Genomic DNA, 13,095 nt, shown 5'->3' on the forward strand with positions numbered 1-13,095 from the left:
AATAATTATAGTTCTTCACCATTTGTTTCAATAACATGTTTATACCAATCAAATGATTTCTTTTTACTTCTAGAAAAATCACCTTCATGTTTATTATTATAATTAACATAGATAAATCCATAACGTTTATCATATTCACCAGTTGAAGCTGAAACAATATCAATTGGAGACCACATTGTATATCCAAGTAAATCAACACCATCATAATCAACAGCATCCTTCATTGCTTGAATATGTTCTTTTAAGTAATCAATACGATATTGATCATCTACTGTACCATCAGCTTCTTTTTTATCATAAGCACCAAATCCATTTTCAACGATCATCATTGGAAGTTCAAAACGGTCATTAAACCAGTTTAAGCACCAACGTAATCCAAGCGGATCAATTTGCCATCCCCAATCAGATGCTTTTAAGTAAGTATTTCTTACAAAATCTTCACCTGAATAGTCAAATGTTTTTTCATTACGTCCTTGATATTTTGTCGCAAATGACATGTAATATGAAAATCCAATGTAGTCAACTTTACCTTCTGCTAAGATTTTCTTATCTTCTTCAGTGATAAAGTCATAACCTTTTCTTTCAAATTTCTTTAAAATATGATTTGGATAATGTCCTCTAGCATGAACTTCTACATACCAATATTTTTGATGCATTGCTCCTAAAGCGTTCATTACATCTTCTGGTTTAGGAGATGCTGGATAAACAACATTCATAGCGATCATACATCCAACTTGTAAATCAGGATTGATTTCATGTGCTGCTTTGACAGCTAACGCTGAAGCTACTAATTCATGATGTGCTGATAAATACATTAAGTATTCTGCATCGTCACCTTCTTGAAGTAAAACAGCACCTTCTTGAATTAAGTTATGTTGTGTCACATCAGCTTGGTTATTGATTTCATTGAAAGTCATCCAATATTTAACTTTATGTTGATATCTTTCAAAACATACTTTTGCAAATTTAACGAACATATCGATAGCTTGACGATTTCTAAATCCACCATATTCTTTAGCTAATGCCCAAGGTAATTCAAAGTGCGATAATGTAATAACTGGTTCAATTCCATATTTATGACATTCATCAAATAAATCATCATAGAATTTTAAACCTTCTTCATTAGGTTTTTCTTCATCCCCTCTAGGGAAAATACGAGTCCATGCAATAGAAGTTCTAAACGCTTTGAATCCCATTTCTGCAAACAAAGCAACATCTTCTTTATAATGATGATAAAAATCAACACCTACATGGTTAGGATAATCTTCACCTTCAATAACACCATCTGTTAAACGTCTTGGTGCACCTGTAACGTTATCTCCTGCTGTTTCTACATCACTACAGCTAATTCCTTTTCCGCCTTCTTGCCAGGCACCTTCACATTGATGGGCAGCAACTGCTCCACCCCATAAAAAGTCTTCTCTAAATCCCATTCTATTTCCTCCTTAAAATACACATTTATCATACCATTTTTTAGTACCATTTGCATTAGTATAATAAAAATTGGTAAAGAAATCTTCACCAATTAGACATATCTGCATATTTGCTCAACGCTTTCTCCTTGATTAAATCTTTTACATAATTCATGTGTACATTTATGATATTTATCAAATGTATGCTGACAATTTTTAACATGACTATAAACTTTCCAATAACCAACACTTAAATATTCTTTCCCTTCAATAAAACCTAAAACATCTGTCATAGGATATCCTAAAAACAAACCGATTTCATGAGGAAAATCATAATCATTGAGGCGTTTTTGTAAATCTAGGATAAGAGTATCTAAAGATGTACAATTATAATTATATTTTTTAAAGATATTTTGGATTTGTTTACATGCACATAATTTATTTAACTTTTCTTTTTGATAAACATAAATCATAGAACGCCCTTTTATTTTAAGTACTTTTAAATAAATATCTTTTTTATTTAAAAGTTCATTATAATATTGGATACATTCTTCTAAATCATCAAGATCATTTAAATTATAAATACATGCAACTTTAAGTTTTGTAAGTGTTGGTGAAGCATAAAAGATTAATCTTCTTTCAAATTCGTGAGCAGACAATGGCATAATTAAGCAATCACTTTTTTGATAGCTTCGATATCTTCGTCACTACCATCATTTTCTACTTTATATAAACATGGTACATTATATTGTTCAGCAATGACATCTCCTGCTTTACAATAAGCTTCACCGTATCCAGTATCTCCACTTACAACAACACCTTTTAAATGTTCACTTTGACTTTGTAAGAATTCATCAACTTCATAAGGAACATCTCCAAAACCATCTGTATAAGTAAATAAGATATAATCTTCTTCTACAGTTTCACTTCCATCTTCAATTTTTAAAGCATCTTCAATTCCTAATTTAGAAACAATGCTTTCAACATTTCCTGTTCTTGATGCATATACGACTTTCATTTTCTTCCTCCTTTAGTTAGCTGTGACTAACTCACAACATCATGTTAGCATAGACTAACTATACTGTCAAATATTTAATTTAAAAAAACTATTATGATTTTATAAATCACAATAGTTTGCTCCAAAATATTAATTATATTCAATTTTATTTTCTATCTCATTAAAATCATCTTTATAATCTACACTAAAATAGCGATGATGATTCATCATCCATAATTTTTTATTAAATTCATTTTCATGATGATGAACAATCATCTCATTAATAAGTACTGATAATCCTAAAACATCCACTAACAAATCTGGTTGATTTAATATTTGAATTGTATTCGCTATAAAGATTTGTATTAAATCCGTTGGTTCATTTTGATCAAAAAATAACTGTACAGCTTCGTCCACTGTATCTACATCACATTTCTTTATTGTGCCAACTGTTTCTACAAATATTTTATTTAATTGATAAGCAGCATCGTTATATGTATCTAATTCCACTGAAATCATTTCTTCATCTAACTGTGGATTAAGTTTCATGAACTCTTGAATATACTCTTTTTTATATTCATTAATCGTATTAAAAATAATATTCGTACAAGCTGCTAAAACAGGTGCATCCAGTCCTATTTGATGTACAAGCTGATCAAATATATCATCAATTCTTTTTGCATCTTCATAGGTAATATCTTGATGATACATCATTTCTGTAAAATCATCTGTTAATATTTGTATTTTTTCTCTATTACTTGCATAAATACTAATTTCATTTAATACTTTTTGATTAATATTATTCATTTCATAAACAACTGACGATTCTTCAACATCATTTAACTCTGTTTCAACTTCACTTTTTTCAAATAAATCATTAATATTGATTTTAAACTGTTTCATGCCAATCCCCTTTCCATTAATTTAATTTAAACATATATTTTTCATAATGTGAATGATTTTCAAAGATTATTATATAACTTTATTATGCTTTTATCATTGACTAAATAATCCAAAAAAAGTGTAAGAATTAGGCATTTTATACCTCCATTATTCTTGATAATATTAATTAACCTTTCAATCATTTACATCATAACCTTTTTCTAATAATAAAATTTTAATTTTATTTAATGCTATATATATGGTGTAATAAACTGCCTGGATAGAACAATCTTCTTCTTTAGCAATTTCCTTTAATGTTTTATTTTCTATATACCTTTTAATAATTCTTTTTCTTTGTATCTGCGAAAGGTTTTTAATACTTTCCATTATTAATTTCAATAATTCTTCATGAATTATCTTATCTTTATAAATCGTATCTTTTATATTAAAATTTACTGCATGGATTTCAATAAATAAAGTCTTATCAATTGAATAATATGCTTTATGATAGTTAATTTTCCTTTCATATGCTGAACTCATATGTTCATATTTATCAATTACGTCAAATATTTCATCATCTAATTCAATATATTTATCTGTTCTATAATGTTCTGGATATAATTTTTTTAAATTAACTATTTTTTTATTCATTTTTTATTCCTTAATTAATACATTTTTTAATTTACATATTTATATAAAAAATGGTGGCACTAATGAGACTCGAACTCATGATCTTACGTTCCGGAGACGTACGCTTTATCCAACTAAGCTATAGCACCATTATTAATATTTTATCATATCTAATATAAATAATATATCAAATATAGTATTTTAAACTTATATTTGTTAGAATGTCGTTGCATGAGGTGAATTTATGAAAAAAGGAATAATTATTACATTATTAGGTGGTACATTTTGGGGTATTTCAGGAACTATAGGACAGTTCTTGTTTCAAACATATCATTTGAATACTATGTGGCTTACAACCATGAGAATGATCTTTGCAGGGATTATTCTATTAAGTGTTTGTTTTATCAAAGATACAAAAAAAACATTAAGTATCTGGAATAATAAAAACGATGTCTTTCAACTTATTTTGTTTGCCCTATTAGGATTAATGTTTTGTCAGTATTCTTACATGACTGCTATCTATTATTCAAATAGCTCAACAGCCGCTATTCTACAATACTTAAATCCAATCTTTATTATGTTCTATACATGTCTTGTTTGTAAAAGGCTTCCTTATAAAAAAGAACTCTTATGTGTTGCTTTAGCTTTTGGTGGTACTTTTATCCTTGCAACACATGGAAACATCCACGAAATGGTCTTGTCTTTTGAAGGATTGTTTTGGGGTGTAATGGCAGGACTGGCAGCATCGTTTTATTCTTTACTTCCTAGAAGTATCATGAATAAATATGGTAGCTTGATTCCAACGGGATATGCCATGATTATTGGTGGTGTTGTATTAGGAATAGTCGGTCGTGTTTGGAACATCTCTGTTTCTTTAGATATCTATGGATATTTAGCAATGGCAGGAATTATTGTTATTGGAACAGTTTTGGCATTTTCAATGTATCTTATAGGTGTCAATCTTATAGGACCGATGAGAGCATCATTAATTGCTGCAGTTGAACCATTAAGTGCTACGATTTGTATGTGTTTATGGTTACATTCTCCTTTTACATTCATGGATGTACTTGGTTTTATTATGGTTATGTCTACAATCTTTATTTTATCTTATAAAAAAAGCGCATAAAAAATGGCAAATCTCCTTTGCCATTTTTTTATATTAAATTAAATCCAAATCTTTTAAAATATGAAGTCCTTCTTGGATAGCACCGTGTCCACCTGTTTTAGTAAGTGTATATGTAGCTGCTTCTTTGGCTTTTTGACAACCATTTGCTGGAGTAAAACTATAAGGGAATCCCTCTAACATACATACATCATTTAATCCATCTCCAAAAGTTGCTACTTCGTTAATAGACAACCCCTTTAACTTTAGAACCTCTTTTAACATAATTCCTTTGTCATAATCATCACAAGTAATTTCAATATTATCTTCATATGATGAAGATATATTTAAATGAGGAATACAATCTAAGCGTTCTCTTACACCCATTGCTTCTTCAGGATTTAGATGTCTAGCATCTACTTTTAAAGGAAGTGCTCCTTGTTGATAGATTTCATCAATTGAAGAAACTGAAGTACAATCATTTAAATAACCCCATCTTCTAAAAAAAGTTGTATTAGGAAGATCTTCTAAAGTAACACCTTCTCTATCTTTTAATAACAATTTAACATGTAAATCCCAATAACTTTCAAAATCCGTTAAAATGTATTTACCTTTTGTTGTATGAATAGAAATATGATAATTATATTTTTGTAAAATAGGAATCATCTTTCTAAAAGCATCTTCATCCATTGGATGTGCAATATTTCTTGTTCCTTCAATATTTCGATATTGTGTTCCATTATTAATAATCAAATCACCATCTACATGTGATTTTTTAATCATATCAAGCATCATATTCATATCTCTTCCAGATGCAAACATAAATTCAATACCTTTTTCTTTATAAAAATCAATTTCTTTAATATCATCATCATAAAAATGATTATCTCTATCAATACTTGTCCCATCTACATCTAATACAACTAATTTAATCATCTTAATTCCCTCTATTTTCCAAATCTATCTTTTAATTTATCAAACAAACTTTGTGAAATACCAAATTTTTTACACATTTCTTTAACGTATTGATCAACCTCTTCATTAGACATATTTTTAAGTCTTTCTTCATCGATACCTAAACTTTCCATAGTTGATTTCATTTGATCATACATTCCTGTATCACCATTTTGATAATTACTCATCATTTCATCAACCCATCGTTTAGCTCCTTCTAATTGTTGATTTTCTTGTTGATCTTGATTATTAAAGAAATCTTGTGCTTCATTTAAAGCATCGATTTCATCACTATCAAGTCCTAAACTTTCAAAGAAATCTAAACAATAACGACATAAAGAACGACACTCATCTTGATAATCTAAACCTTGTAATTCTTTAGCCATCTCTAATTCATGTTCAATATCTTTGATTTGTTGGTATTGTTGTTCATTAAGTTCTAAATCTTCATAAACATCTTCTTTTAAATCATTTAAAATAATTGGTATAAAGTATTCTACTTTTTCGTAAGCAGACATTTCATAATGAATCGGCATTTCTAATATTTCACTTAAACATTCAATGAAATTTTTTAAATTTAAATATTTATTTTTAAAAACAAAAGTATTTGACTTTGTTTTGATTTTCGCATAAAAATCAAAACCTTCTTCTTTTTTTACAAGTAATAATTCTTCAATATCTTCATATAAAAATGAATGTGGTTCTTTAAAACAAAAATAAATACCTTGATCCGTAAAAATCATGCCTTTACTTCCATCACTACTAGCATCAATAAATCCAAGTACTTGATAATCTGTGGTACTTCCATATAAATAAAGTGCTTGTGATATTTGTGATGGTATATTTTGTTGATTATAAAATGTAGCAACGTTTACAATATTTTCATCTAAGTTTTCTAATATGATTTCTTTTTCCATTTTTATCACCTTATAATACTTTACTATAAATTTGAATGAATGCAAAGAAAAAATCCTTAATTGCTTAAGGATTTTGAATACATTTTTTTACTTGTGAAAAATGCAATAACTAAAATAACAAAAGTGATATCAAAAGGACTGTTATAAAATAATATTGAAATTAATAATGATATAACAATACCTATTATTTCAATCATAAAAGGTTGAAATGAGACATGATATCGTTTAATTAACTGTCTTTGATTCAAAAGCTGTTTAACGCTAATAACAAGCATAATAACTGCCACTAATAAATCAATATAGTAATTAATTAAATAATGATTTCCTACCAATTCTTTAACAAAAAGAAGCACAATATATATACACATGGTAAGTAATATTCCAGACATTTCATATTTATTGGAATCTCTTTGTTTTAATTGATTGATTTTTTCTTTATAATTTATTTTTCTATCTACTTGATCTATAAATGCTTGACTACCTTTAGAAAGCATTTGTGAAACACTTTTCCCTTTTTCTTGAAAATCTTTCATTTGATCAAGAATTTCAGAAAGCAAAACATTAGTTTTTAAAACATCCTTTTGTTTCTTAAACAATGCTTTTTCAATTTCTTGATAACTTTTAAAATAATCATCATTCAAACTTTTTACTTTAACACTATTTTCAAAATATAAATCGTACTTCTTTTCTTTCATCTTAATCTACCTTTAACGAATGACTATTTACTTCGCTAATGTGACTATTAAAGAACTCTGTCATGACTTGAATCATATAATAAGTATCTTTGATACCAGCTGTTTCATATGTAGAGTGCATTGCAAGTTGTGGTAAACCAATATCTACACTGTTCATAGAAACTTGTGCCATGGCAATATTTCCTAAAGTACTTCCTCCAGCTTCATCAGAACGATTTGCGAAGAATTGTACTGGTACATTAGCTTTTTTGCATAAGTCTTTAAACACCGCAACACTTACCGCATCACTTGTATATTTTTGACCTGCATGAGATTTTACAACAATTCCTTCATTCATATAAACACAGTTTGTAGCATCTGTTTTTTGTGGATGATGTGGATGAACTGCATGTGCATTATCTGCTGATAGCATGAAGCTTGATGCAATTGCACAATAGAAATCTTCTTCTGTTTTTCCAAGTGCACTATTAGCACGTTTTAATACGTCATATAAAAGTGTTGAAGCAGCTCCTTGTTTTGTTCCTGAACCCACTTCTTCATTATCAAAGCAAGCTAAAACATCAATTGATTGATCATTTCCACCAGCTAAGAATCCTTTTAATGAAGTAAATGCACATTGTAAATCATCTAAATGTTGACTTGAAATAAATTCATCGTTTGCTCCCCAAATAGATGGTGCAGTACGATTATAAAGATATAAATCACTACCATAAATATCTTCAACATTTACATTTGCTTCTTTAGCAACTAATTTCATAAAGTCACCAGGTTTACAATCAGCCCCACCAAATAATGGTAACATATCAATTTGTTTATTATATGCATAACCATCATTAACAGCTCTGTTCATATGAATTGCCATATTTGGAATTAAAACTAAATCACGATCAATATTAATTAATTGTGTTTTTAATTCATTTCCATCTTTAACTAATAAACGTCCGGCAATAGATAATGGTTTATCAAACCAAGTTGAACAAATCATTCCTCCATAACCTTCTGTATTTAATTGTGTGTATTTACCCTTCACTTCTAATTCAGCATTTTCTTTTAATTTAAAAGTTGGGCAATCACTATGTGAAGCAGCAACATTAAAACTATAATTTTCTAAATTGCTTCCGACCTTTAAAGCAATAATACTTGAATTATTACGTGTTACATAATATTTTCCACCTGGATTCATTTTCCAAGGTTTTCCCTCTAATAATTCAACAAATCCCTCTTTATTTAATTCTTCTTTAATATTTTCTACAGCATGAAATGCTGTTGGACTTTTTTGTAAAAAGTCTAATAATTCTTTTGATATTTCCCTATACATTTCTAACACCTCTTCTATATTTTATCACAATTATTCTGTAATAGCGTTAGCTTTTTCTCTTTTAGCAATAGCTGGTAAAATTAATCCTAATGAAGTTAAAACAATAGGAGTAATAATATTTAAAGCTAAAGTAAATAAATCAGTTGAGTAAACACCCATGATACAACATGCAGCTGTTACAAAGAAACACCAACCACCAAAGAATAAAGCAACTGGTTGACTCTTAACAAAACGATAATCAGCTGGGAATTTTTCATAAGCTTTTCTTAAACCAATATAAGCTAAGAATACCCAAAGATAACGCATTGGCATACATACAGAATTTAATTTGTTTAATTGTGCTAATACTCCGGCAGCACCACTACCACCAAGAATTTGAATTAAAATAATACTTCCTGATAAAACAACAACCATTTTAATACCATTGACATAAGCACCATATTTATTTTGTTTTAATAATTTAGATGGAATGAATTGTCTTGCATCTTCATTATCTAATAACATTCTAAGTGGGGCGTCAATACTTATTACTAATGTTGAGAATTGACCAATCATATTACATAATGCGTAAATAATTAATAATGCATCACCCATATGATAGTATTGACCTAATTTTTGGAATGACCAATATGAACCATTTGAAACATATGAGTTGAATGATTCAGCAGAACCATTAATAACACTTGGATCAAACATCATACCCATTGCAATTGTTCCTAAAATAGCACATACCATAACCATGATTGCTAGTGCAATCATCCCTTTTGGGAATCCTTTCGAAGGATTTTCTACTTTATTTACATAAGGTGAAATTTTTTCACATCCACCAACAGCAAAAACTAAAATAGAAAGTGATGTAAAGTAATTTACATTAAATTGTGGAACGATTTTGTCAAAGCTAAAATCTAATGATAAATATCCACCATTTGGATTAATTGCTGGAGCAGCAAACATCATTAAGATATATAAAATTGACATTACGAACATACTTGTTCCTGCAAGTGTTGCTAACTTTTTAAGTGGATTTAACCCTCTACTAGCAAACCAGCAGAAAAATAAGAATACTGCAAGTGTAGCAAGTTGTACATATAATGTTGGAAGTGAGTCATAAAATTCAGCATTTCTAAAAACTGCCCAACTTAATGCTTTTAAACCTCCACTACCTTTACTTGCAATATAAGTAACGTGACATGCCCAGTATGTCCATCCAGCATAGTAAGCAAGTTTAGGACCAAATGTTTCATGAACCCAAGAACTTACTCCTCCACCAGAATTTTTAAATGCAGACCCTAATTCCCCTACCATTAATGCGTAAGGTACAAAGTAAAGTGCAAACATTAATATCCAACTAAAAATAACTTGGATACCATTAAAGTAGATAAAGCCATTTAAAACGTTTCCAAATCCCCAAACAGTAGAAAACGCCATGAAAGCTAAACCATACCACTTGATTTTTTTTGAATCTTCCATGATTTTACCTCCGTATTTTTTGAATAACTTAAGGCCGTTTATTCTTTTATAAAATACAAATATTGTACTTCACAATAAACAATTATATCGTATTATGTCGATAAAAGCTATATATTTTAATTTATTATTCTTATTTTTAGACATTTACCCATAAAATGTCTAAAAAATCACACAATTTGATTTAAAACCAATATTCTATTTTTATCATCAATAAATTTTTATTATTAGTTATTCTATTTTAACACCAAATATTTGCAGTTTAATTATTTTTCTGTTCATCAAAAAAATAAACGAATTGCTACAATAATAACAAGAGGTGAACAATATGGAAAATACATTATATTTTAAAGACATGTCTCATTGTGATCAAAATAATTATCCTAAAAAAGTCTACAAAGTAGAATATTCTAAAATGTTAATAGAAATTTTAGATACTGATCACATTCAAGGTAGACCCTTCTATTTTAGCAGTCCTCACTTACGTGATGAATTTATCCAACATATGAAAGATCATATTTTAAGAATCAATTATGAAGAATTAGAAGATATCCAACTTTATTGGAAGAAAAGCAGATCATATTAAAAAGAGCATCTGCTCTTTTTAATATTCTATAATTCCATTGATATCTTAACAATCTTATTAAAATAAGTATCAAATGAATTATTCTTTTTTAATAAATGATTTTTTATTTTACCATCTTCAATATAATACATTTGAGATGAATAAGCCGCATCTAAAGGATCATGAGTAACCGTAATAACTGTAATATTCTTTTCCTTGTTGACCTTTTCTAAATATTGCATCAATTGTTTAGAACGAACACCATCTAAATTGCCTGTAGGTTCATCAGCAAAAATAATCTTTGGATGCATAACAAGTGTTCTTGCAACAGAAATTCTTTGACTTTGTCCTCCTGAACATTCAAAAGGATATTTATCTAAAAGATCATCGATTTCTAAATCCTTAATGATACCTTTAAAATCTTCTTCATCTATTTTTTTACCTGCGAGTTTTAGTGGTAACGTAATATTTTCTTGAACTGTCAAAGTATCTAATAAATTAAAACTTTGAAAAATAAATCCAATATTTTCTTTTCTAAAATGAGCTTTTTCAGTTTCAGACATTTCATAAATATTTTTACCATAAATAAAAAGTTTACCTTTTGTTAAATCATCAATTGTTGATAAAATATTAAGCAATGTTGTTTTCCCTGAACCACTTTTACCCATAATTGCAATAAATTCCCCTTCTTTAATATCTAAAGAAACTTGATCTAATGCTAATTTAGGATTTAAACTTAAAGGATTATAGATTTTTGTTAGTAATTCTGTTTTTATAATTGTTTCCATGTTAAAACACTTCTCCCTTCTTTATAATAAGCTATAAACCACATCATCAACATCGGTAAAATATAAACAAAACAAATAAATAGTATATTTGTTGGTAATATATGCCTAAAAATCAATGTAATTGTTAAAGTTAATATATATAAACTAATACTTACAAAAAGTGTCATATAAAAGAGTGAAATTTCTTTTTGCGAATATTTTTTGATTATTTGTACATCATATCCTAAGGTATATAACTTTTTATAAGTTTGTTTATTTTCTATACGTTTAATTTTTAATCTCTGATATATAATGTAATTTAAAATCATACTTGTAAAAATATACATGAATAAAAACTCTATAAAGAAGCCTTTTTGATTAAGATAAATATAAATCATTAGTGGCATCGTAAGATTGATTAAAACACTTAATAAAATCAACATTCCCATTTGATTAATAATAAAGATGTAGTTTTTTAACATGACTAATGTTTCTCCTTTAATATCTTTTTTTAAAAGTATGACTTGAATCATTCTAGGTAACGTATATTTAATAATTCCATTAACACCAAAAACACAAAGTGAAAGAGGAACGATTAGATCTATCTTTAAAGTAGATGTTAAAATGATATATAAACCATATAAAAATAAAGCAACATACAAAAATTCTTTAAATAAACTCTTTGTTTTTATTTTATAAGAAATCATTTCATCCCCTTTTATTAAATGCGTCGTAGGGGTTTGAATAATGTATCTAAACTCTACAAAAATAATGACTAAGATCGTTAAAAAGAAAAAAGCAAGTGTATCTAAATAACTTTTTCCAAAGAAAACAAAAACCATTTTTTCTTGTAAATAAAATGAAAGAAATTTAAATAAAATGGGTGTAATAACCATACTTAATAAAGTAAATAAGATAAATGAAATAATTAAAATCATTATCATTTGTATCATAAAAAATAAAACTATTTCTTTTGTTGTATATCCAAAAATCTTTAATAGACCTAATATCTTAGAATGCATCTTATTATAATAATTCGTAGAATAAACAACTACATAAATACAAATCAACATAAAAATTAAAATCACTGTCAATCTAAAAAGTTCCATAAAGAAGGCTGCTAAATCATCTGTCTTTAAAGGTGGATTAAGCGTTGTATTATAAAACATACTTAAAATCAAACTCAGTAATAGCATTGCTCCTGTAATCACTCCAATCATACTGATATTCTTTTTGATTTCTTTAAAAAAGTATTTATATGTAAAATCAAACATATTTTTATCTCCTTTCCTTGATTTTCTTCTCTTTACATCTTCAATCTAGACTATAGAGTCCCTCTATACTCAAGTGTTTTTTTGATTTTCATAAAAAAAGCTGAGATTTTACTCA

At 27.7% G+C, this 13,095-nt stretch carries 14 protein-coding genes and 1 tRNA gene; 2 read left to right on the top strand and 13 right to left on the bottom strand.

Features of this window, described 5'->3' with window-relative positions:
- Window positions 1-5: 5 nt before the first annotated feature.
- From ACLVEP_RS06235 to ACLVEP_RS06260, 6 genes are all read right to left on the bottom strand, one after another.
- On the bottom strand, window positions 6-1,433 hold the full coding sequence (locus tag ACLVEP_RS06235; protein WP_412583616.1) for a 6-phospho-beta-glucosidase: 1,428 nt from the start codon (window positions 1,431-1,433) through the stop codon (window positions 6-8).
- A gap of 92 nt (window positions 1,434-1,525) precedes the next feature.
- Window positions 1,526-2,077 carry a DUF3793 family protein gene (locus tag ACLVEP_RS06240; RefSeq protein WP_032091432.1) on the bottom strand — a complete coding sequence of 184 codons (552 nt, stop codon included), beginning with the start codon at window positions 2,075-2,077 and terminating at the stop codon, window positions 1,526-1,528.
- 2 nt (window positions 2,078-2,079) lie between these two features.
- Window positions 2,080-2,430, bottom strand: coding sequence for a class Ib ribonucleoside-diphosphate reductase assembly flavoprotein NrdI (nrdI, locus tag ACLVEP_RS06245; RefSeq protein WP_412583618.1), 351 nt, complete (start codon window positions 2,428-2,430; stop codon window positions 2,080-2,082).
- Between the two features lie 129 nt (window positions 2,431-2,559).
- Window positions 2,560-3,312: a hypothetical protein gene (locus tag ACLVEP_RS06250; RefSeq protein ID WP_412583619.1), complete on the bottom strand. Its 753-nt coding sequence runs from the start codon at window positions 3,310-3,312 to the stop codon at window positions 2,560-2,562.
- 174 nt (window positions 3,313-3,486) lie between these two features.
- Entirely contained in the window at window positions 3,487-3,942 is a 456-nt protein-coding gene (locus tag ACLVEP_RS06255) for an RNA polymerase sigma factor (protein WP_412583620.1), read from the bottom strand.
- A gap of 51 nt (window positions 3,943-3,993) precedes the next feature.
- A tRNA-Arg gene (locus ACLVEP_RS06260) sits at window positions 3,994-4,070 on the bottom strand.
- Window positions 4,071-4,165: 95 nt separating this feature from the next.
- Here ACLVEP_RS06260 and ACLVEP_RS06265 point away from each other — a divergent pair.
- A complete protein-coding gene (locus ACLVEP_RS06265; RefSeq protein WP_412583622.1) occupies window positions 4,166-5,047 on the top strand; it encodes a DMT family transporter in 882 nt (293 codons plus the stop codon).
- A 33-nt stretch (window positions 5,048-5,080) separates the two neighbouring features.
- On the opposite strand, the gene ACLVEP_RS06270 is transcribed toward ACLVEP_RS06265, so the two are convergent.
- Genes ACLVEP_RS06270 through ACLVEP_RS06290 form a run of 5 tightly spaced genes read right to left on the bottom strand, consistent with a single transcriptional unit; the run spans window position 5,081 to window position 10,377 of the window.
- Entirely contained in the window at window positions 5,081-5,959 is an 879-nt protein-coding gene (locus tag ACLVEP_RS06270) for an HAD hydrolase family protein (RefSeq protein ID WP_412583624.1), read from the bottom strand.
- An 11-nt stretch (window positions 5,960-5,970) separates the two neighbouring features.
- Window positions 5,971-6,894, bottom strand: coding sequence for a hypothetical protein (locus ACLVEP_RS06275; protein ID WP_412583626.1), 924 nt, complete (start codon window positions 6,892-6,894; stop codon window positions 5,971-5,973).
- A 56-nt stretch (window positions 6,895-6,950) separates the two neighbouring features.
- Window positions 6,951-7,589 carry a hypothetical protein gene (locus ACLVEP_RS06280; RefSeq protein WP_412583628.1) on the bottom strand — a complete coding sequence of 213 codons (639 nt, stop codon included), beginning with the start codon at window positions 7,587-7,589 and terminating at the stop codon, window positions 6,951-6,953.
- 1 nt (window position 7,590) lies between these two features.
- On the bottom strand, window positions 7,591-8,907 hold the full coding sequence (locus ACLVEP_RS06285) for a M18 family aminopeptidase (RefSeq protein WP_412583630.1): 1,317 nt from the start codon (window positions 8,905-8,907) through the stop codon (window positions 7,591-7,593).
- Between the two features lie 30 nt (window positions 8,908-8,937).
- Window positions 8,938-10,377, bottom strand: a complete 1,440-nt coding sequence (locus ACLVEP_RS06290) for an amino acid permease (RefSeq protein ID WP_412583632.1) — start codon at window positions 10,375-10,377, stop codon at window positions 8,938-8,940.
- Between the two features lie 325 nt (window positions 10,378-10,702).
- Here ACLVEP_RS06290 and ACLVEP_RS06295 point away from each other — a divergent pair, with 325 nt between their 5' ends.
- Entirely contained in the window at window positions 10,703-10,960 is a 258-nt protein-coding gene (locus ACLVEP_RS06295; protein ID WP_412583633.1) for a hypothetical protein, read from the top strand.
- Between the two features lie 26 nt (window positions 10,961-10,986).
- Here ACLVEP_RS06295 and ACLVEP_RS06300 read toward each other — a convergent pair whose 3' ends face one another.
- Window positions 10,987-11,727 carry an ABC transporter ATP-binding protein gene (locus ACLVEP_RS06300; RefSeq protein ID WP_412583635.1) on the bottom strand — a complete coding sequence of 247 codons (741 nt, stop codon included), beginning with the start codon at window positions 11,725-11,727 and terminating at the stop codon, window positions 10,987-10,989.
- Window positions 11,712-12,980, bottom strand: coding sequence for a hypothetical protein (locus tag ACLVEP_RS06305; RefSeq protein ID WP_412583637.1), 1,269 nt, complete (start codon window positions 12,978-12,980; stop codon window positions 11,712-11,714). Before ACLVEP_RS06305 ends, ACLVEP_RS06300 begins: the two co-directional genes overlap by 16 nt.
- Window positions 12,981-13,095 lie beyond the last annotated feature (115 nt).

This window comes from Faecalibacillus sp. (assembly GCF_047023275.1).
GTDB lineage: Bacteria > Bacillota_I > Bacilli_A > Erysipelotrichales > Coprobacillaceae > Faecalibacillus.

Excerpts from the sequence above, each read along its gene's own strand:
- ACLVEP_RS06235 (WP_412583616.1), bottom strand. The coding sequence starts at position 1,433 with ATGGGATTTAGAGAAGACTTTTTATGGGGTGGAGCAGTTGCTGCCCAT.
- ACLVEP_RS06240 (WP_032091432.1), bottom strand. The coding sequence starts at position 2,077 with ATGCCATTGTCTGCTCACGAATTTGAAAGAAGATTAATCTTTTATGCT.
- nrdI (WP_412583618.1), bottom strand. The coding sequence starts at position 2,430 with ATGAAAGTCGTATATGCATCAAGAACAGGAAATGTTGAAAGCATTGTT.
- ACLVEP_RS06250 (WP_412583619.1), bottom strand. The coding sequence starts at position 3,312 with ATGAAACAGTTTAAAATCAATATTAATGATTTATTTGAAAAAAGTGAA.
- ACLVEP_RS06255 (WP_412583620.1), bottom strand. The coding sequence starts at position 3,942 with ATGAATAAAAAAATAGTTAATTTAAAAAAATTATATCCAGAACATTAT.
- ACLVEP_RS06265 (WP_412583622.1), top strand. The coding sequence starts at position 4,166 with ATGAAAAAAGGAATAATTATTACATTATTAGGTGGTACATTTTGGGGT.
- ACLVEP_RS06270 (WP_412583624.1), bottom strand. The coding sequence starts at position 5,959 with ATGATTAAATTAGTTGTATTAGATGTAGATGGGACAAGTATTGATAGA.
- ACLVEP_RS06275 (WP_412583626.1), bottom strand. The coding sequence starts at position 6,894 with ATGGAAAAAGAAATCATATTAGAAAACTTAGATGAAAATATTGTAAAC.
- ACLVEP_RS06280 (WP_412583628.1), bottom strand. The coding sequence starts at position 7,589 with ATGAAAGAAAAGAAGTACGATTTATATTTTGAAAATAGTGTTAAAGTA.
- ACLVEP_RS06285 (WP_412583630.1), bottom strand. The coding sequence starts at position 8,907 with ATGTATAGGGAAATATCAAAAGAATTATTAGACTTTTTACAAAAAAGT.
- ACLVEP_RS06290 (WP_412583632.1), bottom strand. The coding sequence starts at position 10,377 with ATGGAAGATTCAAAAAAAATCAAGTGGTATGGTTTAGCTTTCATGGCG.
- ACLVEP_RS06295 (WP_412583633.1), top strand. The coding sequence starts at position 10,703 with ATGGAAAATACATTATATTTTAAAGACATGTCTCATTGTGATCAAAAT.
- ACLVEP_RS06300 (WP_412583635.1), bottom strand. The coding sequence starts at position 11,727 with ATGGAAACAATTATAAAAACAGAATTACTAACAAAAATCTATAATCCT.
- ACLVEP_RS06305 (WP_412583637.1), bottom strand. The coding sequence starts at position 12,980 with ATGTTTGATTTTACATATAAATACTTTTTTAAAGAAATCAAAAAGAAT.